Annotated in this window: 17 protein-coding genes; 7 read left to right on the top strand and 10 right to left on the bottom strand. The window is 72.2% G+C overall.

Translation table 11 applies throughout. The annotated features are described in order from the left end of the window. Position 1 precedes the first annotated feature (1 nt). Positions 2-1,045, bottom strand: a complete 1,044-nt coding sequence (locus EU555_RS09355; protein WP_135414400.1) for an enoyl-CoA hydratase/isomerase family protein — start codon at positions 1,043-1,045, stop codon at positions 2-4. A gap of 275 nt (positions 1,046-1,320) precedes the next feature. Here EU555_RS09355 and hemB point away from each other — a divergent pair, with 275 nt between their 5' ends. From hemB to EU555_RS09340, 3 genes are read left to right on the top strand one after another with little or no spacing between them, the layout of a single operon-like run. Then, positions 1,321-2,370, top strand: coding sequence for a porphobilinogen synthase (hemB, locus tag EU555_RS09350; protein WP_135414399.1), 1,050 nt, complete (start codon positions 1,321-1,323; stop codon positions 2,368-2,370). A 14-nt stretch (positions 2,371-2,384) separates the two neighbouring features. Further along, positions 2,385-2,774: a hypothetical protein gene (locus EU555_RS09345; RefSeq protein ID WP_135414398.1), complete on the top strand. Its 390-nt coding sequence runs from the start codon at positions 2,385-2,387 to the stop codon at positions 2,772-2,774. 47 nt (positions 2,775-2,821) lie between these two features. Next, positions 2,822-4,063, top strand: coding sequence for a threonine ammonia-lyase (locus tag EU555_RS09340; RefSeq protein WP_135414397.1), 1,242 nt, complete (start codon positions 2,822-2,824; stop codon positions 4,061-4,063). Between the two features lie 22 nt (positions 4,064-4,085). Here EU555_RS09340 and EU555_RS09335 read toward each other — a convergent pair whose 3' ends face one another. From EU555_RS09335 to glyA, 4 genes are all read right to left on the bottom strand, one after another. Continuing rightward, positions 4,086-4,730: a riboflavin synthase gene (locus tag EU555_RS09335; protein WP_135414396.1), complete on the bottom strand. Its 645-nt coding sequence runs from the start codon at positions 4,728-4,730 to the stop codon at positions 4,086-4,088. Beyond that, on the bottom strand, positions 4,731-5,864 hold the full coding sequence (ribD, locus tag EU555_RS09330; protein WP_135414395.1) for a bifunctional diaminohydroxyphosphoribosylaminopyrimidine deaminase/5-amino-6-(5-phosphoribosylamino)uracil reductase RibD: 1,134 nt from the start codon (positions 5,862-5,864) through the stop codon (positions 4,731-4,733). Beyond that, a complete protein-coding gene (gene nrdR / locus EU555_RS09325) occupies positions 5,861-6,397 on the bottom strand; it encodes a transcriptional regulator NrdR (RefSeq protein WP_135414394.1) in 537 nt (178 codons plus the stop codon). Before nrdR ends, ribD begins: the two co-directional genes overlap by 4 nt. Before the next feature lie 117 nt (positions 6,398-6,514). Beyond that, complete coding sequence (gene glyA / locus EU555_RS09320) at positions 6,515-7,816, bottom strand: serine hydroxymethyltransferase (protein WP_135414393.1); 1,302 nt, start codon at positions 7,814-7,816, stop codon at positions 6,515-6,517. Positions 7,817-8,478: 662 nt separating this feature from the next. On the opposite strand from glyA, the gene EU555_RS09315 reads away from it, so the two are divergent. Further along, positions 8,479-9,315, top strand: a complete 837-nt coding sequence (locus tag EU555_RS09315) for an outer membrane protein (protein ID WP_135414392.1) — start codon at positions 8,479-8,481, stop codon at positions 9,313-9,315. Positions 9,316-9,808: 493 nt separating this feature from the next. Here the strand turns inward: EU555_RS09315 and EU555_RS09310 are convergent, their stop codons facing one another. Further along, entirely contained in the window at positions 9,809-10,174 is a 366-nt protein-coding gene (locus tag EU555_RS09310) for a hypothetical protein (RefSeq protein ID WP_135414391.1), read from the bottom strand. 19 nt (positions 10,175-10,193) lie between these two features. Then, entirely contained in the window at positions 10,194-11,594 is a 1,401-nt protein-coding gene (locus tag EU555_RS09305) for an NAD(P)/FAD-dependent oxidoreductase (protein ID WP_135414390.1), read from the bottom strand. Positions 11,595-11,883: 289 nt separating this feature from the next. Between EU555_RS09305 and cysK the strand changes: the two genes are divergently transcribed. Further along, positions 11,884-12,864: a cysteine synthase A gene (cysK, locus tag EU555_RS09300; RefSeq protein ID WP_135414389.1), complete on the top strand. Its 981-nt coding sequence runs from the start codon at positions 11,884-11,886 to the stop codon at positions 12,862-12,864. Positions 12,865-13,213: 349 nt separating this feature from the next. On the opposite strand, the gene EU555_RS09295 is transcribed toward cysK, so the two are convergent. Together EU555_RS09295 and EU555_RS09290 are read right to left on the bottom strand one after the other, a co-directional pair. Then, positions 13,214-13,504: a hypothetical protein gene (locus tag EU555_RS09295; RefSeq protein WP_135414388.1), complete on the bottom strand. Its 291-nt coding sequence runs from the start codon at positions 13,502-13,504 to the stop codon at positions 13,214-13,216. 146 nt (positions 13,505-13,650) lie between these two features. Beyond that, a complete protein-coding gene (locus EU555_RS09290; protein WP_135414387.1) occupies positions 13,651-14,115 on the bottom strand; it encodes an Lrp/AsnC ligand binding domain-containing protein in 465 nt (154 codons plus the stop codon). A 125-nt stretch (positions 14,116-14,240) separates the two neighbouring features. On the opposite strand from EU555_RS09290, the gene putA reads away from it, so the two are divergent. After that, on the top strand, positions 14,241-17,330 hold the full coding sequence (putA, locus tag EU555_RS09285) for a bifunctional proline dehydrogenase/L-glutamate gamma-semialdehyde dehydrogenase PutA (RefSeq protein WP_135414386.1): 3,090 nt from the start codon (positions 14,241-14,243) through the stop codon (positions 17,328-17,330). A gap of 138 nt (positions 17,331-17,468) precedes the next feature. Here the strand turns inward: putA and EU555_RS09280 are convergent, their stop codons facing one another. Continuing rightward, positions 17,469-17,903 (bottom strand): tellurite resistance TerB family protein, encoded by a 435-nt coding sequence (locus EU555_RS09280; protein ID WP_135414385.1) that lies wholly within the window; start codon positions 17,901-17,903, stop codon positions 17,469-17,471. A gap of 247 nt (positions 17,904-18,150) precedes the next feature. Between EU555_RS09280 and EU555_RS09275 the strand changes: the two genes are divergently transcribed. Further along, a complete protein-coding gene (locus EU555_RS09275; protein WP_135414384.1) occupies positions 18,151-19,785 on the top strand; it encodes an alpha-amylase family glycosyl hydrolase in 1,635 nt (544 codons plus the stop codon). Positions 19,786-19,973 lie beyond the last annotated feature (188 nt).

Here is a 19,973-nt window from a genome sequence, read left to right as displayed (position 1 = left end):
GTCAGGTGAAGCTCGGCTCGCCGGGCATCGGCGCGAGATGCGCTGCGATGTCGTCGGGCCTCACCGCCTCCAGGGTGGCGGGCCGCCAGTCCGGTTTTCCGTCGCGGTCGATCAGGACCGAGCGCACGCCCTCGTAGAAGTCGTGCCCGCGCAGGATCCGGCACAGGATGCGGTATTCGAGCTGCATCGCCTCCGGGAAGGACAGGGAGGCGCCGCGCCGCATCTGCGCCAGGGCCAGGGTGAGGCTGGTGGGCGAGCGGGTCCGGATCGTCGCGGCGGCCTTGCCGGCGAAGTCGGAGCCGGCGGCGTCGAGGCGCGCCAGAACCTCAGGCACGCTGTCGGCCGAGAAGCATGCGTCGATCAGCGCCCGCTCGGCATGGACCGGGCCGGGGGCCGGATCGTCGTGCGGGCCGAGCGCCGTCTCGATCGGCGCGCCCTCGGCGAGCGCGTCGCGGATCTCAGGGAGCCGTGCGGCCGGGGCCGCGTGGGTGGCGAGCCCGAAGGCGAGGACGTCGCCCTGGCCGATCCGCTCGCCGGTGAGCGCCAGATAGGTGCCGACGAAGCCCGGCAGGCGCGGCAGGGCGTAGGTGGCGCCGACATCGGGGAAGAAGCCGATGCCGGTCTCGGGCATCGCGAAGGCGGTGCGCTCCGCCGCGACCCGGTGCGAGCCGTGCAGCGACACCCCGACGCCGCCGCCCATCACGATGCCGTCGATCAGCGCGACATAGGGCTTGGCGTAGCGCTGGATCAGCGCGTTGAGCTCGTATTCCTCGCGGAAGAAGGTCTGGGCTTGCGCGTATCGCCCGGCGCTGCCCTCCTCATGGATGCGGCGGATGTCGCCGCCGGCGCAGAAGGCGCGCTCGCCGGCGCCCTGCACCACCACCCGGGTCACCGCCGGATCCGCCGCCCAGGCCTCGAGGGCGGCGCGGATCGCCCGCACCATCTCGAGGGTCAGCGCGTTGAGCGCCTTCGGCCGGTTGAGGGTGATGAGCCCGGCCGCACCCCGCCGCTCGCACAGAACCGCGTCGTCCGCCGTCTCGCCCATGGTCTCGTCCCTCCGGGGTTAAGGGCGGTTAACCGGGCGGGACCCGCCCCGTCAACGGCGCAGGGCGGTCCGCGGCCCCGCCGCGCGCCCGCGGTCGTGTCGAGCGCCCGCGCCGTGCCGTGGAGCGCCCGCGGCCCTGCCATGCACCGGCTTCCCTGCTTGCGCAGCTCTGCCCGGGTTCTGGCGCGGGCCGGATCGTGCTACCTCCGCATTGGATGAATTCCACGAAGAATCAGGCCCGGCGCGAAGCGGGCCGCGAGGAGGCCCGATCCCGGATGTCGCAGATCCAGCCGATGCCCCGGCCGCTGGCCCGGGAAGCCGCCCGGACCGAGCCGGCCTCCCTGGCGCTGACCCAGCGCCCGCGGCGCAACCGCAAGGCCGAGTGGTCGCGCCGCCTGGTGCGCGAGACGACGCTCACCGTCGACGACCTGATCTGGCCGATCTTCCTGATCGAGGGCGACGGGCGGCGCCAGCCCGTGGCCTCGATGCCGGGCGTCGAGCGCCTGTCGATCGACGAGGCGGTGCGGGCGGCCGAGCGGGCCGCCGGCTTGCGCATCCCGGCGATCTCGTTCTTTCCCTTCGTCGAGCCCGCCTTGCGCGACGCGACCGGCTCCGAGGCCTTGAACCGCAACAACCTCGTCTGCCGGGCCGTCCGCGCCGTCAAGAAGGCGGTGCCGGAGGTCGGGGTCATCACCGACGTCGCCCTCGACCCCTATACCAGCCACGGCCATGACGGGCTCCTGGAGGACGGGGTGATCGTCAACGACGAGACGGTGGCGCTCCTGGTCGAGCAGAGCCTGATCCAGGCCGAGGCCGGCACCGACATCATCGCGCCCTCCGACATGATGGACGGGCGGGTGGGCGCGATCCGGGCCGGGCTCGACCGGGCCGGGCATCGCGACGTGCAGATCATGACCTACGCGGCGAAGTACGCCAGCGCCTTCTACGGCCCGTTCCGGGACGCGATCGGCACCAACGCCACGCTGGTGGGCGACAAGCGCACCTACCAGATGGATGCCGGCAACACCGACGAGGCCCTGCGCGAGGTCGCCCTCGACCTCGACGAGGGCGCCGACTCGGTGATGGTCAAGCCCGGCATGCCCTATCTCGACGTGATCCGCCGGGTGAAGGAGACCTTCTCGGTCCCGACCTTCGCCTACCAGGTCTCGGGCGAGTACGCGATGATCGCGGCCGCCGCCCAGAACGGCTGGCTCGACGGCGAGCGCGCCATGATGGAGAGCCTGGCCGCCTTCAAGCGCGCCGGCGCCGACGGCATCTTCACCTACTTCGCCCCGCGGGTCGCCGAGCGGCTGCGCCAAGGGTGACCTTGGAAACGGGGGTGAGCCCGAGCGTCAGGGGGAAGACGAGGCCCGTAATCCTCGCCGCCCTTCTCGGCCTCGGCGCCTGCTCCGGGAGCGTCGACGCGGAGCAGGCCCGGACCTGCCGGCGGGCGCTGCCGACCCTGGTGCCGGCGGGCGCCCGCGTCGCGGTCCTGCGCACGGCGAGCGGGCCGCAGGAGCGCAGCATCCGCATCGACTTTTCGCAGGAGCGCGACGGCCGCACCCCGGTGCCGCGCTACGCGGTCTGCGAGTTCTCGGGGCTCAATCGCACCGACCTGTCGGGCCTGTCGAGCGACCGCGGCCCGGTCGGCGGCGCGGCGCTCTATCTCCTCAAGCACTACTACCTCGACACGCCGGACGCGGCGCTCGCCGAGCCGGGGGCGGGCTGACGCCGGATGCTGCCGGCCGTAGAGTGGTGCTGCGCCGGAGAAGCCCGTTGAGCCAGCCCTACGCCATCACCCCGGACGACGTCGTCCGGGCCTCCCGCACGATCCGCGGCCACGTGCTGCGCACGCCGCTGGTGCAGGCGCCGCGCCTGTCGGAGCTGACCGGGGCGCGGGTGCTCGTCAAGCACGAGAACATGCAGGCGACCGGCGCCTTCAAGGAGCGGGGCGCGATCAACCGGCTCAGCGCCCTCTCGGAGGCGGAGAGCCGCCGCGGCGTGGTGGCGATGTCGGCCGGCAACCACGCCCAGGCCGTGGCCTACCACGCCAAGCGCCTCGACATCCCGGCCACCATCGTGATGCCGGCGACGACTCCGCTGGTGAAGGTCGAGAACACCCGCGCCCACGGCGCCACGGTGGTGCTGGAGGGCGAGACCCTGGTCGAGGCGGCAGCCGCCGTCGAGCGCCTCGTCGAGGCGCACGGCTACGTGCTGGTCCACCCCTACGACGATCCGCTGGTGATGGCCGGCCAGGGCACGATCGCGCTGGAGATGCTGGAGGACGCCCCGGACCTCGACTGCCTGGTGGTGCCGATCGGCGGCGGCGGCCTGATGAGCGGCATCGCGGTGGCGGCGAGCCCGGAGCCGCAGGTGGCGCTCTACGGCGTCGAAGCCGCGCTCTACCCCTCGTTCCTCAACGCCATCGACGGGCAGGACCGCCCGATCGGCGGCCCGACGCTCGCCGAGGGCATCGCGGTCAAGACCGTCGGCCGCCTGACCCTGCCGATCATCCGCGACCTCGTGCGCGAGATCGTCCTCGTCGACGAGCCGCAGATCGAGCGGGCGGTGCACGACTACGCCACGCTCCAGCGCAGCCTCGCCGAGGGCGCGGGCGCCGCCGGCCTCGCGGCGCTGCTCGCCCGGCCCGACCTCTTTTCCGGCCGCACCGTCGGGCTGGTGCTCTGCGGCGGCAACATCGACGCGCGGCTGCTCGCCTCCGTGATGGTGCGCGAGCTGGAGCGCGAGGACCGCATCATCTCGTTCCGGATGACCGCGAGCGACCGGCCCGGCGTGCTCGGGCGGGTCGCCGGGCGGCTCGGCGAGCTCGGCGCCAACATCCTGGAGGTCTCGCACGGCCGCCTGCACCTCGACGTGCCGGCGAAAAGCGTCTCGATCGACGTCACGATCGAGACCCGCGGCCCCGGCCACACCGCCGAGATCCTGGACACGCTGTGCCGGGAAGGGCTGATGCCGCGGCGCATCGGCCCGCACGGGACCGCGGCGACCGGAGGCTGAGGGCGCGACCGGCCGCCGACCTTCAGACGGTCCCGACCGCCTCCCGCGCCTCGGTCAACCGCGCCGCGTAGCGGGCGATCAGATCGACCTCGAGGTTGAGCCGGTCGCCGGCCCGGCGCTCGCCCCAGGTGGTGACCGCGAGCGTGTGGGGGATCAGCAGCACCGTGAAGGTGTCGCCCTCGACACCGTTCACGGTGAGCGAGGTGCCGTCGAGGCAGACCGAGCCCTTCTCGGCGATGAAGCGCGCCAGCGGCGCGGGCGCCCGGATCACGAAACGCTCGCTCGGGGCCCAGACATCGTCGACCTGCGCCGTCACCGGCTCGCGGGCCAGGATCTCGGCCAGCCCGTCGACGTGGCCGGTGACGAGGTGGCCGCCGAGCTCGTCGCCGATCTTGAGCGAGCGCTCGAGGTTCACCCGGGTGCCGGGCGCCCAAAGCCCCACCGTGGTGCGGGCCAGGGTCTCGGCAGCGGCATCGACCGCGAAGGTGCAGCCGCCCTCGCGCGGCGTCACCGTCACGGCGGTGAGGCAGGGCCCCGCGCAGGCGATCGAGGCGCCGATCAGGATCGTGGCGGGGTCGTAGGCGCAGTCGATGGCGATGCGCCGGAGCTTGGAATCGCCGGAGACCGCGGCGACGCGGCCGACATCCGAGACGAGGCCGGTGAACATCTACGGGCTCCGTGCGTGGCAGGTGAAGAGATCGGTCCCGATCCTGTACTCCTCCGCGACCGCGAAGTCCGCCGAGGCGAGGCGCGCGGCGAGGTTCGGGCCGACCGCCGGCAGGCCGGGCTGGCCGAGGGGCCTGTCGCCGGTGACGAGCAGGCACTCGTCGACGAGGTTCTCGCGCGCGAGGGCATCGGCGAGGGTCGGCCCGCCCTCCGAGCAGATCCGGGTCAGGCCGCGGGCGCCGAGGAAAAGCAGGGCTGCGGGCAAGTCGATGCGCCCCTCGGCGGTGATCGGCACCCGTTGCACCTCGGCACCGGCCGCCGTCAGCGCCTCGGCCGCCGCGGCGGGGCCGCCGGGGCCTGCGAGGATCAGGGTCGGGACGGTCGCGCTCGTGCGCACCAGGCGGGCCGTAGGGGGCGTGCGGAGCTGGGGATCGAGGACGATCCGCAGCGGCGAGCGCGCCGCCATCCCGGGCAGGCGCACGGTCAGTTCGGGGTCGTCCGCCAGCACCGTGCCGACGCCGACCATGATGGCGTCGCAATGGGCCCGCTGCAGGTGGATCTCGGCATTGGCCCGGGGCCCGCTGATCATCAGCCGCCCCTCCCCTCCCGCCGCAAAGCCGTCCGCCGTGCGGGCGAGCTTGAGGAAGACGGCCGGCCGGCCCAGGGTGATCCGCGCGATGTGGCCGCGCTGGTCGCGGGCCGCCTCAAGCCCCATCAGCCCGACCGAGACGGCGATGCCGGCCTCCTTCAGCCGGGCATGGCCACGGCCGGCGACCCGGGGGTCGGGGTCGTCCATCGCGCTGACCACCCGGGCGACGCCGGCCGCGATGGTGGCATCGGCGCATGGCGAGGTGCGGCCGTGATGCGAGCACGGCTCCAGGGTCACGTAGAGGGTCGCGCCTCGGGCCGCCTCCCCGGCCGCCGCGAGGGCCACCCGCTCGGCATGGGGCCGGCCGCCCTCCTGCGTCACGCCCTGGGCGAGGATGCGCTCGGCCCCGGGCGGACCGCCGACCAGCACCGCGCCGACCGACGGGTTCGGCCAGGCCTGGCCCAGGTGGCGCCGGCCGAGCGCCAGGGCGAGGCGCATGTAGCGCCGGTCGACCGCCTGTTGGGCCGCAGCATCCGGCCCGCTCATGACGCGCGGGTCCGCGGGCGCCGGGCCGGCGGCGCCTCGTCGGCCGGGGCCGTCTCGTCGGCGGCCGCCGCGGCCTGCGCCGCGCCGGCGGCGAGGTGGCCGAGCAGCTCCTCGAAGTCCCGGGCCTCCCGAAAATTCTTGTAGACCGAGGCGAAGCGCACGTAGGCGACGTCGTCGAGGCCTTTGAGCCCCTCCATCACCGCCTCGCCGATCGCCTCGCTGGTCACCTCGGCCTCGCCGCTGCTCTCCAGGCGCCGGGTGATGCCGCTCACCAGGCGCTCGATCCGCTCCGGCTCGACCGGGCGCTTGCGCAAAGCCGTCTCGACCGAGCGCTGCAGCTTGTCGCGATCGAACGGCACCCTGCGGCCCGAGCGCTTGACCACGATCAGCTCGCGCAGCTGCACCCGCTCGAAGGTGGTGAAGCGGCCGCCGCAATCCGGGCAGATCCGCCGGCGCCGGATCGCCGAGCTGTCGTCGCTCGGCCGCGAATCCTTCACCTGCGTGTCGAGGCCGCCGCAATAGGGGCACCGCATCGGCCGCCCGTTCCTCTCGTGACGAAAAAGGGCCGGTCCCGCGCGGGACCGGCCCCGGAGGGGCGTGTTCTAGAGCGCTCCCGGCGGAAGGGGAAGCCGGGAGTCAGGCTCTCGCGATCAGCCGTAGATCGGGAAGCGGTCGGTGAGGGAGTGGACCTCGCGCTTGGCCGCCTCCTCGGCACCCGCATCCCCCGCCTCGCCGGCGCGATGCAGGCCGTCGAGCACCTGCACGATCAGCTCGCCGACCTTCTTGAACTCCGCCACGCCGAAGCCGCGCGAGGTCGCGGCCGGGGTGCCGAGCCGGATGCCGGAGGTGATCGTCGGCTTCTGGGGATCGAACGGCACGCCGTTCTTGTTGCAGGTGATGCCGGCGCGGGAGAGCGCGGCTTCCGCCGCCTTGCCGGTCAGCTCCTTGGAACGGAGATCGACCAGCATCAGGTGGTTGTCGGTGCCGCCCGAGGTGATGTCGTAGCCGCCCGAGATGATCGTGTCGGCGAGCGCGCGGGCGTTCTCCACCACCTGGCGGGCATAGACCTTGAACTCCGGCCGCAGCGCCTCGCCGAAGGCCACCGCCTTGCCGGCGATGACGTGCATCAGCGGCCCGCCCTGGAGGCCCGGGAAGATCGCCGAGTTCAGCTTCTTGGCCAGCGCCTCGTCGTTGGTCAGGATCATGCCGCCGCGCGGGCCGCGCAGGGTCTTGTGGGTGGTGGTGGTGACGACGTGGGCGTGCGGGAACGGCGACGGATGAGCGCCGCCCGCCACCAGGCCGGCGAAGTGGGCCATGTCGACGAAGAACACCGCGCCGACGCTGTCGGCGATCTCGCGGAACCTCGCGAAGTCCCAGTGGCGGGGATACCCTGAGCCGCCCGCGATGATGACCTTGGGCTTGTGCTCCTGGGCCAGGCGCTCGACCTGCTCCATGTCGATGCGCTGGTCGTCGCGGCGCACGGTGTAGGAGACCGGCTTGAACCACTTGCCCGAGACGTTCGGGGGCGCGCCGTGGGTGAGGTGGCCGCCCGCCGCGAGGTCGAGGCCGAGGAAGGTGTCGCCGGGCTGCATGGTCGCCATGAACACGGCCTGGTTCGCCTGCGAGCCGGAATTCGGCTGCACGTTGGCGAAGTCGCACCCGAACAGGCGCTTGGCGCGCTCGATGGCGAGGTTCTCGGCGATGTCGACGAACTCGCAGCCGCCGTAGTAGCGCCGGCCCGGATAACCCTCGGCATACTTGTTGGTCAGCACCGAGCCCTGCGCCTCGAGCACGGCGCGCGAGACGATGTTCTCCGAGGCGATCAGCTCGATCTCGTGCTGCTGGCGACCGAGCTCCTGCCCGACCGCGCGGGCGAGCTCCGGATCGGCGTCGGCCAGCGACGCGGAGAAGAACGAGTTGGACCGGGAATTGGCGGCGGTGCCCACGCTCATGATGGCCTCGGGAGTTGTCGGGAGCCGACCGGACGGGACGCCGGCGCGGACGTAACGCGATGGGATCGTCGGGCTTCTACACGCGGGCGCAGGAGAGTCCAAGGCCGGGGCCCCGGACCTTCGGCCACACGCACCGCGCCCGGTTCGGGACTTGGCGCCGATCCGTCGAGATCAGAGGATCCAGTCACACGATCGCCGCGCCGAACTGAGCTAAGATTGAACGCGATTTACGTCAAGGCGCTCTCGAATCAGAAAAATTGAACGTCGGCCCAAGAGAAAATGAGCACCCGGGAGAGCAGGACCACATGACCGCATTGTTCACGTCTCCGAGCCGCGATCCCGGGTGCGGTCCGGGGGCCAGCGGTCGCGTCGCCACGTATCGAGGCGCCACTCGCCGGCCCGTGGCGTTCCCGGCCCGGCGCGGAAAGCTTACGTCCGAACATCCCGTTTAATCCCGACTACAGACGAGATTTTTTGTTAGATCATGAAAGACGAGTTGTCGCGTGTCCCCTCGACCACTCCCAGTCAAATTGCGTCGATTGTCGGCCCGAAACTTGGTCGAAGGCGCGCATTCCGTGCCGCCGTGGCCATCCGGACATAGGCCCCGCCGGGGCGGCCGGTTATCACGCGGGCGTCCCAATCACGCACAAAGGGAAATTCCGATGCTCAGACGCATCCTCGCGGCCGGAGGCGCCGCCGTCCTGTCCGCGGGCGCTGCCTCCGCGGCCGACCTGCCGCGGCGCGCGGCGCCGCCGCCGGTCTTCACGCCGGTTCCGGTCTTCACCTGGACGGGGGCCTATTTCGGCGTCAATGCCGGCTACGCCTTCACCGAGGCCGACACCCTGCGCACCACCGGCATCGGCGCGCTGCAGACCAACGTCAATAACGGCCTGCGCCGCCCCAACGTCCCGCTGCCGCAGGACGGCTTCACCGCCGGCGGCCAGGTCGGCTACAACTACCAGTTCACGCCGGGCTCCGGCTTCGTCATCGGCCTGGAGGCCGACGCGGCCTATACCGACCTGAACCGCCGGCGCAGCGAGACGATCTTCCTGCCGGCCTTCAACCCGAACCTGCTCACCAACAGCTACCGGGCGGATCTCAGCTTCGTCGGTACGGTGCGGGGCCGGATCGGCTACGCGTTCGACCGCTTCCTGGTCTACGGCACCGGCGGCTTCGCCTACGGCGACGTGACCCAGACGGTGGCCTTCCAGACCAACGCGCCGGTCACCTATTTCGGCAGCCGCTCGCGGATCGAGACCGGCTACGCCTATGGCGGCGGCGTCGAGTACGCCCTTCCGACCGACTCGTTCCTGAACTTCCTCAAGTCGAGCGCGGTGACGGCCAAGATCGAATACCTCCGCTACGACCTTGGCAGCCGCAACATCCTGGTCGCCTCGACCGGCGCGCCGCTCAGCCCCGGCGTCGGCTACTTCACGCGGTTCCGCACCGAGGGCAGCCTCGTCCGCGCCGGCCTCAACTTCAAGTTCGGCACGTTCTGAGCCGAGGCTCCCGCGCCCTGACGCGTGAGATCCGTGCCCCGGGCGATGAGCCCGGGGCATTCTTCGTCCGGACGCCGCTCGCGGACCTCGACACCGGCTCCGGCGCCTCGACCGGGCCGCCAAGCAGGTTTCACAAAATCGATCGCCGGTTTTGCAAAATAAAATTGCGGCAAAACGAAAACTTAAGCGGAGTTGCGCCAGGCAGGTCACGGTACACGACAGCGCGATCTACCGGCGGTCACGGATCTCCGATCCTCAAACCTCATCCTGAGGTGCTGGCGATCGGAGATCGCACGCGATCGGAGATCGATTCGATCTTTGATCGACGGCCTCGAAGGAGGGCTCCAGGGATCGCGGAGCCTTTTGGAGGCCTCCTTCGAGGCTGCTGCAAGCAGCAGCACCTCAGGATGAGGTCGCGGGTAGGAGGAGGGCCTGACGCCGCCAGAACCGCACTGTCTGTACCCTGTAGCACGCAAACACCAGTCCGCTTAGCTCAGCGCAGCCACGCCACCGACGCGAACACGAGGGCCGCCAGCACGATGAAGGCGAGGAAGAACCACAGCGCCTTGTTCTGGCGGTGATGGGCGTAGGACTTCGTCTCGCCGCCGGCGCGCCAGCGCCCCGCCCCTTCCGTCGCCCGGGCCAGCGCCACCCGCTCGGGCGAGGGCGTGTGGCCGGCGGCCTCGTCGTCGGTGCCCAGCGGCGACAGGCCGGGATCGAACACCTCCGTCTTGTCGCCGGTGCGGCCGCTGTCGATGTCGGCCTTGAGCTGGGCCGAGGTCGGCGCCGCGGAATCGGGCGGCGTCGCGACCGGCGCGATCGTGCGGGTCGGCGGCAGGTCGGAGGGGGGTCTCGCCATCGCGTGCTCCGTCGAAGGGTCAGGGCGGGGGAGGCGCGGCCGGCGCCTTGCCGCGGATGAGCGCCATCACGGCCTCGTCGCGCTCGGCGATCAGGCGGGCGCCGCGCTGGAAGCTCAGGTAGGCCCAGAGCCAGCGCAGGGTGACGACGATGCGGTTCTGGAAGCCGACCAGCAGGTAGACGTGGGCGACGCCCCAGACGAACCAGGCGAGGAAGCCCTTCAGCTTGGTGTGGTCCCACTGCACGACGCCGGCATTGCGGCCGATGATCGCCAGGTTGCCGCGGCTCTTGAAGCGGAACGGCGCCGGGGCGGCGCCGTGCAGGATCCGGGCGCGCAAGGAGCGGCCGAGATAGCGGCCCTGCTGGTCGGCCACCTGGGCGAGGCCCGGCAGGGGCGTGCCGTCCTCGGCCTTCGCCATCGCGAGGTCGCCGAGCGCGTAGATCCCGGGCCGGCCGATCACCGCGAGGTCCGGACCCACGGGGACGTGGCCCTGGCGCGTCGTCTCGACCCCGAGCCACTCGCCCGCCGGCGAGGCGCGCACGCCCGCGCCCCAGACCACGGTGGCGGCCGGGATCAGCCGGCCCGCCACCGTGACGCCGGCCTCCGACACGTCCTCGACGGCATGGTTCGTCAGCACCGTGACGCCGAGACGCTCGAGCGCCTGGCGGGTATAGGCCGAAAGGTCCTCCGAGAAGGTGCCGAGCACCCGGGGCGCCGCCTCGATCAGCAGGATGCGGGCCTTGGTCGGGTCGATGCGGCGGAAATCCTGCGACAGGGCGTGGTGGGCGAGGCCCGCGATGGCGCCCGCCATCTCGACCCCGGTCGGCCCGCCGCCGATCACCGCGAAGGTCAGGAGGCGCTCGCGGGCGGCCGGGTCGTCCTCGCGCTCGGCCGCCTCGAAGGCGAGCAGCACCCGGGCCCGGATCCGGCGCGCGTCGTCGAGGGTCTTCAGGCCCGGGGCGTGCTTCTCCCACTCGGGATGGCCGAAATAGCTGTGCGTGGCGCCGGTGGCGAGGACGAGCGTGTCGTAGGGGATGCGGGTGCCGTCGCGCAGGATCACGGCACGCCCCTCGACGTCGACGCCCTGGACCTCGCCCATCAGCACGGAGACGTTGCGGTCCCGGCGAAGGATCGCCCGGATCGGCTCGGCGATCTCGCCCGGGGCGATCACCGCGGTGGCGACCTGGTAGAGCAGCGGCTGAAAGAGGTGATGGTTGCGCCGGTCGATCAGCGTGACGTCGATGCCCTCGGCGCCGCCGAGGCCCCGCGCCGTGGTGAGCCCGCCGAAGCCGCCGCCGACGATCACCACCCGGTGCGGACCGCTCGCCGGGACCGGCACCCGGGCGGCCTCGCTCGCCGGGACGGAGCCCTCCGGACCAGGACCGGATTCGACGGTGGAGCGAGGCAGGATCTCGGGCATGCGACTCTCTCGGGCGGGCGGTGTCGCCTGTTCGGGGCTTGCCGTGTCGGGGCTTGCCGGAGCGACATTGTGACCCAAGGTTACCGTCCTGGCGAGGTCCGTGGCGCGCCGCGCCGCGCGCGATGCGCTGCCGTTCAACCCGGCAGGAAGGGCGGTGTTCCGGTGTCCGCCCCATACTGGTACAGAGCATATTTTACAGTCGAAATCTGTATAAAACAGCATACCTCGACGCAGCGCGGGATTTCCGCTACCCGTGCGGCGGACGACGAGCCCTTGAGGGAGACACACCATGGCCGACGCCACCGCCACCTCGGATCACGGCCGCCGGATCGGCCACGGGCGGGTCTACGGGTCGATCACCGAGACCATCGGCAACACGCCGCTGGTGCGCCTCAGCCGCCTGGCCAAGGAGCGCGGGGTCGACGCCGAGATCCTCCTGAAGCTCGAGTTCTTCAACCCGATCGCCTCGGTGAAGGACCGCATCGGCGTCAACATGATCGACGCCATGGAGGCCTCCGGCGTGCTCAAGCCCGGCGGCACCCTGGTGGAGCCGACCTCCGGCAATACCGGCATCGCGCTCGCCTTCGTGGCCGCGGCCCGGGGCTACCGGCTGATCCTGGTCATGCCCGAGACGATGTCGCTCGAGCGGCGCAAGATGCTGGCCTATCTCGGGGCCGAGCTGGCGCTGACCCCCGGCCCGCAGGGCATGAAGGGCGCGATCGCCAAGGCCGAGGAACTGCTGAAGGAGATCCCGGGCGCCATCATGCCCCAGCAGTTCAACAACCCGGCCAACCCCGAGATCCACCGCAAGACGACCGCGGAGGAGATCTGGAACGACACGCAGGGCCAGCTCGACGCCTTCGTGGCGGGCGTGGGCACCGGCGGCACCATCACGGGCGTCGGCCAGGTGATCAAGCCGCGCCTGCCGAACCTCCGGGTGATCGCGGTCGAGCCGGAGGATTCCCCGGTCCTGTCCGGCGGCCAGCCCGGCCCGCACAAGATCCAGGGCATCGGCGCCGGCTTCGTGCCGAACGTGCTCGACCGCGGCGTGATCGACGAGGTGGTGACGGTCTCCAACCAGACCGCCTTCGACACCGCGCGCCTCCTCGCCCGGATCGAGGGCATCCCCGGCGGCATCTCGACCGGCGGCAACGTCGCGGCGGCCCTCGAGGTCGCGGCCCGGCCCGAGTTCAAGGGCAAGCGGATCGTGACGGTCGCCTGCTCGTTTGCCGAGCGCTACATCTCGTCGGCGCTGTTCGAGGGGCTGTGAGATCGGCCGGGGCGGGGTCATAAGGCCCCGCCTCGTCGGGTTCACTCGGCGAATGAGGACCCTCCTGGTCATTCCGGGGCCGCGCAGCGCGACCCGTGACCGCGGACGCCCGAGACCAGTTCGACCGAGCTGAGCACCCCATCAAACCCTGATCATCCCATCCACGACCTCATCCTGAGGTGCTGGCGATCGGAGATCGCACGCGATCGGAGATCATCTCGATCTTTGATCGACGGCCTCGAAGGATGGCTCCAGGGATCACGGAGACGTCTGGAGCCCTCCTTCGAGGCTGCCGCAAGCGGCAGCACCTCAGGATGAGGTCGTGGGTGGGAGAGGGGGATGCCGCGCCTCAGGCCACCAGCTCGGGCCGGCGCTCCTCCTCGCAGGCACCCCGGCGAAAGAGCGCGGCGCAACGCGACTCGCGGTGGACGCTGAGGATCGAGGCGCGGTCGATGTCGGGATTGTCGGCCAGGATCCGGCGCACGTCCTCGACCAGGCGGCCGTAACGGTCGGCGTCGAAGCCGCCCTCCAGCGGGCTCACCGCGATATAGGCCTCGACCACCAGGACCTTCTCGGCCTTGTCGCGGGAGACCTCCGCGGCGATCCAGGCGGACTTCACGAGGCGGTTCGGATTGACCATCGGCGTACCTCCGTTCTCGTCGGGCCGCTCTGCGGCGGCCTGTCCCCGAGAGACTGCGGCAAGTTGCTCCGTCTGCCAACTCCGCAGGCGCCGCAAAGCTCCGTTATGTCGCAGTCATCTCCTGCGCCCGGGGCATGGCGCGGGCGTCAGAGCGGCAGCAGCCCGTCGCTCTTCACCTCCTCCATCACCGCGTAGGTGCGGGTGTTGTTGACCCCCGGCAGACCTAAGAGGCCCTCGCCGAGGAAGCGGCGATAGGCCGGCATGTCGGCGACGCGGGCCTTGACCAGGTAGTCGAACCCGCCCCCGACCATGTGGCACTCGAGCACCTCGGGCGCGCGCCGCACGGCCGCCGCGAAGCGCGCGAAGGCGTCGGGCGTGGTCTTGTCCAGCGAGACCTCGACGAAGACGAGGAGGCTCAGGCCCAGGCGATGCGGGTCGAGCCGCGCCCCGAAACCCGTGATCACCCCGTCCTTCTGCAGCCGGCGCAAGCGCTCGCCGGTGGCGGTCGGCGACAGCCCGACCCGCTCGGCCAGCTCCACGTTCGGGATGCGCCCCTCGCGCTGGAGGATCCTGAGGATCTGCCGGTCGACCCGGTCGAGCCCGTCCGTCATGTTCTCTACCACCTGCCCGTTTCGCCGCTGATCCTGCGGCGATCCCGCGATAAGCGCCATCGAAGCGCGGCGAAAGCCGGTTTACGCTGAGCATCGTCTTGAAGCGCCTCGCCCGGACTGCCCCGATGCCCGCTCCCCTCCCGGTCTTCCACGCTCCCTACGCGGCCGACGACGCCACTCTCGCCCGCCTCTTCCTGGAGCGCAGCACCCTGCCCCGCGAGCGCGAGGCGCGGGTCGACGCGCTCGCCCGCGACCTCGTCGGCGCCATCCGGCAGGAGAGCGGGTCCCTCGGCGGCGTCGAGGCGATGCTGCGCGAATACTCGCTCTCGACCAAGGAGGGGCTGGCCCTGATGGTGCTGGCCGAGGCGCTCTTGCGCGTGCCCGACGCCGCCACCGCTGACCGGCTGATCGAGGACAAGCTGCGCTTCGGCGGCTTCGAGCAGCACGCCACCCGCTCGGACGCCCTGCTGGTGCGCTCCTCGGCCTGGGCGCTCGGCCTCTCGGCCCGGATCATCCAGCCCGGCGACACGCCGGAGGGGATCCTGGCCGGCCTCGCCAAGCGCCTCGGCCTGCCCGCGGTGCGCCAGGCCGCCCGCCAGGCGATGCGGGTGATGGGCGGGCACTTCGTGCTCGGCGAGACGATCGAGGCGGCGCTCAAGCGCTCGGCGAGCGGGCAAGGGCGCCTCTACCGCTACTCCTTCGACATGCTCGGCGAGGGCGCCCGCACGGCGGAGGATGCCCGCGCCTACGCCGCCTCCTACGCCGCCGCCATCGAGGCGATCGGCCGGGCGGCCGGCAACAAGCCGCTGCCCGACCGTCCCGGCATCTCGGTCAAGCTCTCGGCCCTGCACCCGCGCTACGAGGCGCTCAGTCGCGACCGGGTGATGGCCGAGCTGGTGCCGGTCCTCCTCGACCTGGCGCGGGCCGCCAAGAGCTACGACCTCAACTTCACGGTCGATGCCGAGGAGGCGGACCGGCTGGAGCTCTCCCTCGACGTCATCGCCGCCGTCATGGGCGATCCGTCGCTTGCCGGCTGGGACGGGTTCGGGCTCGCGGTCCAGGCCTACCAGAAGCGCTGCCTCGCCGTCATCGACCACGTCGCGGACCTCGCCGCCCGCCTCGACCGGCGCCTGATGGTGCGCCTCGTCAAGGGCGCCTACTGGGACACGGAGGTGAAGCGGGCGCAGGAGCGCGGCCTTCCGGACTACCCCGTCTTCACCCGCAAGAGCATGACGGATCTCAGCTACGTGGCGGCCGCCGAGCGGATGCTCGCCCACCGGCCGCGGCTCTTCCCGCAATTCGCCACCCACAACGCGCTCACCGTCGCGGCGATCGTCGAGCGGGCCGGACCCGAGGCGGGAACGTATGAGTTCCAGCGCCTGCACGGCATGGGCGAGGCGCTCTACGCCCGGCTGCTCGCCCGCGTGCCGGGGGTGGCCTGCCGCACCTACGCGCCGGTCGGCGGCCATCGCGACCTCCTGGCCTACCTGGTGCGTCGGCTCCTCGAGAACGGCGCCAACTCCTCCTTCGTCTCGCAGGCCGCCGACCCGGCGGTGCCGGTCGAGAGCCTGCTGCGCCGCCCGGCCGAGAGCGTCGGCAACCCGGACCGCGCCCGGCACGCCAAGTTGCGCCGCCCGGCCGACCTGTTCGCGCCGGAGCGGATCAACTCCGCCGGGGTCGAGTTCGGCGACCGGGCGGCGCTCGAGCGCTTGACCGGGGCGGTCGCCGCGGCGGGAGGGCCCGGAGAGGCCGCCCCGCTCGTCGACGGCGCGGTGCAGGGCGGCACGCCGCGCGCCGTGGTGAGCCCGAGCGATGCCCGCACGGTCGTCGGCACCGTGACCGAGGCGTCGCCCGAGACCGCCGCGGCGGCGATGCGGGCCGCCCGCAAGGGCGCGCTCGCCTGGGGCAGGGTTCTGCCTGAGCAACGCGCCGCGGCGCTGGAGCGCGCCGCCGACGCGATGGAGGCCTCGCGCGGCCGGCTGATCCACCTGCTCCAGGCCGAGGCCGGCAAGACCCTCGACGACGCGGTGGCGGAGCTGCGCGAGGCGGTGGATTTCTGCCGCTACTACGCGGCGCAGGGGCGCAAGCTCTTCGGGACGCCGCAGGCCCTGCCGGGCCCGACCGGCGAGAGCAACCGCCTGTCCCTGCGCAGCCGCGGCGTGTTCGTGGCGATCTCGCCCTGGAACTTCCCGCTCGCGATCTTCGTCGGGCAGGTCGCGGCGGCGCTGATGGCCGGCAACGCGGTGGTGGCCAAGCCCGCCGAGCAGACGCCGCTCGTGGCGGCCGAGGCCGTGCGCCTGCTGCACCGGGCCGGCGTGGCGCCCTCCGCCCTCCACCTCCTGCCCGGCGACGGCACGGTCGGGGCGGCGCTCGTGGCGCACCGGGACGTCGCCGGCGTGGTCTTCACCGGCTCGACCGAGGTGGCGCGCCACATCAACCGGGCGCTCGCCGCCAAGGACGGCCCGATCGTGCCGCTGATCGCCGAGACCGGCGGCATCAACGCGATGCTGGTCGACGCCACCGCTCTCCCTGAGCAGGTCGCCGACGACGTGGTGACCTCCGCCTTCCGCTCCGCCGGCCAGCGCTGCTCGGCCCTGCGCCTGCTCCTGGTGCAGGAGGACGTCGCCGACAAGGTGATCGCCATGGTGGCGGGCGCCGCGAGGGAACTGCGCCTCGGCGACCCCGCCGACCCCGCCACCCATGTCGGCCCGGTGATCGACGCCGAGGCCCGCGCCCGCCTCGACCGCCACGGCGCCGCGATGCGCCGCGCTGCCCGAACCCATTACGTCGGCGAGGTCCCGGGCGAGGGGCACTTCGTGGCGCCCCAGATCTACGAGATCCCCGGCCCCGAGGCCCTGACGGACGAAGTGTTCGGCCCGATCCTGCACGTCGCCCGCTATCACGCCGGGGACCTCGACCGGGTGCTCGACGCGATCGAGGCCACCGGCTACGGCCTGACGCTCGGGATCCATTCCCGCATCGACGCCACGGTGGAGCGGGTGGTGGCGCGGCTCTCCACCGGCAACGTCTACGTCAACCGCAACATGATCGGCGCGGTGGTCGGGGTGCAGCCCTTCGGCGGCCACGGCCTCTCCGGCACCGGCCCGAAGGCCGGCGGGCCGCACTACCTCGCCCGCTTCGCCACCGAGCAGACCGTGACGGTCAACACCGCGGCGGCGGGGGGCGATGCAGCGCTGATCGCGATGGAGGGGTGAGGGCCGGTCAGAAGGCGGGCGATGTCGGGGGCGTCGGACAGCCCCCGTTCCGTCGCGGGCCCGCGTCAGCCGAGCCCGGGGTGACGCGCAGGTATAGCAGGGGCACCCGGCCGGCTCCCGACCCCGCGCAGGCGGCGGTCAGGACAGCAGCGCGTCCGGATCGAGCCGGAGCGCCGTTGCCACCTCGGTCAGCGCCCGGTGCTCGGACCGGCTGATGCCCTCGAAATCGGCGACGTCGGCGGCGATCAGGAAGACGCTCTGGCGCTGCTCCGCCGGGCGCTCGGCGATCGCCTCGATGAAGTGCCGGTTCTGCATCCGCCCGGCGCGGGTCCGGGCGCGGCCGATCGCGTCGTAGAGCTCCTCCTCCAGCATCAGGCTGTCGTAGCCCTTCTCCAGGACGGGATCGGCCAGCAGGCCCTTGAGAGCGGCTTCGAACTCGGCGCCCGCGACCTCGCCGTCGGCCACGATCACGTTGGCGCAGGCCGAGACCGCGGCCCGCATCAGCAGCGCGTCGCCCGCATAGGCCGTCACCGTCTGCTTGAACCGGCCGAAGGCCGCCTGGACGAAGCTCATGGGTCTCTTTCAGGGCGAATCAGTCGGGCTCTGCTTAGCAAGACCCGCGCGGGACGAACATCCGCACCGGCTGCGGCACCGCAAGGCACGCGATCATCCCGGCGCGACGTCGAGCAGACCGGAAGGTTTCATGCAGGATGTGATCGAAGACCGCGAAGGACAGGGCGATGCGAACCGGGCCTGCGGTCGGTCGTTCTCCTCGGCCAGCCGCGCGGCCACGCGCGAGAGCGATCGCAGACCTGAGCCGATGAGCGACCTGACCGATCCCGCCTCCGACGACGCCCGCTCCGCCGGCGCGTCCGCCACCGGCCAGCCCTGGTGGCAGCGCGCGGTGATCTACCAGATCTTCACCCCTTCCTTCCAGGATTCCGACGGCGACGGGTTCGGGGACCTCGCCGGCATCCTGAGCCGGGTCGACCACCTGGCGGATCTCGGGGTCGGCGCCGTATGGCTGACGCCGATCTATCCCTCGCCGCTCCTTGATGCGGGCTACGACATCGCGGATTACTGCGCCGTCGGCCGGCCTTTCGGCGACCTCGACACCTTCGACCGGCTGCGCGCCGCCCTGCAGGCCCGCGGCATCCGGCTGATCCTCGACCTCGTGCCCAACCACACCTCGGACCGGCATCCCTGGTTCCGGGAGGCCCGCGCCGCGCGGGACAGCCCGAAGCGGGACTGGTACGTCTGGGCCGATCCGGGCCCGGGCGGCCTGCCGCCGAACAACTGGCTCAGCCGGTTCGGCGGCCCGGCCTGGACCACCGACCCGGCGACGGGCCAAGCCTATTACCACGCCTTCCTGCCCGAGCAGCCCGACCTCAACTGGCGCAATCCCGCCGTGCGGGCGGCGATCCACGACGTGATGCGGTTCTGGCTGCGGCGCGGGGTCGACGGCTTCCGGGTCGACGCGGCGGCGGTGCTGGCGGAGGATGCGGTCCTGCGCGACGAGCCTCCGAACCCGGATGTCGACGGCGACACGCCGCCGCCCGAGCGCTTCCGGCGCACCCGCACCGACAGCCAGCCGGTCGGCCTCGACTACCTTGCCGAGTTGCGGCAGGTGGTGGAGGAGTTTCCGGACCGCGTGCTCCTCGGCGAGGTCGACACCGCGCCCGACACGCTGCCGGACTTCTACGGCGCCGACGTGCCGCGCCTGCATCTGCCGCTCAACTACCGCCTCGTCGACGCGCCCTGGAAGCCCGACGCGATCGGGCGCCTGGTGCAGGACTTCCTCGACGCGCTGCCGGAGGGCGCCTGGCCGAACTGGGTGCTGGGCAGCCACGACAAGCCCCGCATCGCCGGCCGGATCGGGACCGACCAGGCCCGGATCGCCGCGATGCTGCTGATGACGCTGCCGGGCACGCCGATTCTCTATGCCGGCGACGAGGTCGGGATGCCGAGCGTGCCGGTGCCGCCCGAGGCCGGGCGCGACCCGTTCGAGCGCTGCGTGCCGGGCTACGGACTGAGCCGCGACCCGTTCCGGGTGCCCCTGCGCTGGGAGGCGGAGGGGGGCTTCACCACCGGCGAGCCCTGGCTGCCGGCCGACGGGGTGCCGGACCATTGCACGATCGCCGCGCAGCGCGGCGATCCAGGCTCGCTCCTCACGCTCTACCGCCGGCTCATCGCCCTGCGGCGGAGCCGAATGGCCCTGCAGACCGGGCGCTACCGCCGGCTGTCGAGCGGGGGCGGGACCCTGGTCTTCGCCCGCTGGCACCGGGCGGACGGGCTCGTCGTCGCGCTCAACCTCACCGCCTCGCGCCTGCGGCCCGCCCTTCCCGGCCGGGGGCGGATCGTCCTCGCCAGCGGTCCCGGGCGGGAGGGGGAGACGGTCGAGGACAGCGTCGCGCTCGGCCCGCACGAGGGGGCGATCGTGGAGACGCGCGGCTAACTGCACCTCACACAACCCACGCTTCGCCGAGGCCGCCACACTGAGCAAGGCCGGCGATCGGGAGTTGTGTGAGAGACACTCAGCGGAGCTGCACGGGGCAACTCTGCTTCGCTCCTGGCCTGCATCATTTTTGCCGCTGAACCGGTGACCACTTCGGCGAGTGATGCTTAGGTCAAAACCCAACCAGC

It is taken from the genome of Methylobacterium nonmethylotrophicum, assembly GCF_004745635.1.
GTDB lineage: Bacteria > Pseudomonadota > Alphaproteobacteria > Rhizobiales > Beijerinckiaceae > Methylobacterium > Methylobacterium nonmethylotrophicum.
This window is presented reverse-complemented; position numbering and strand designations above follow the sequence as displayed.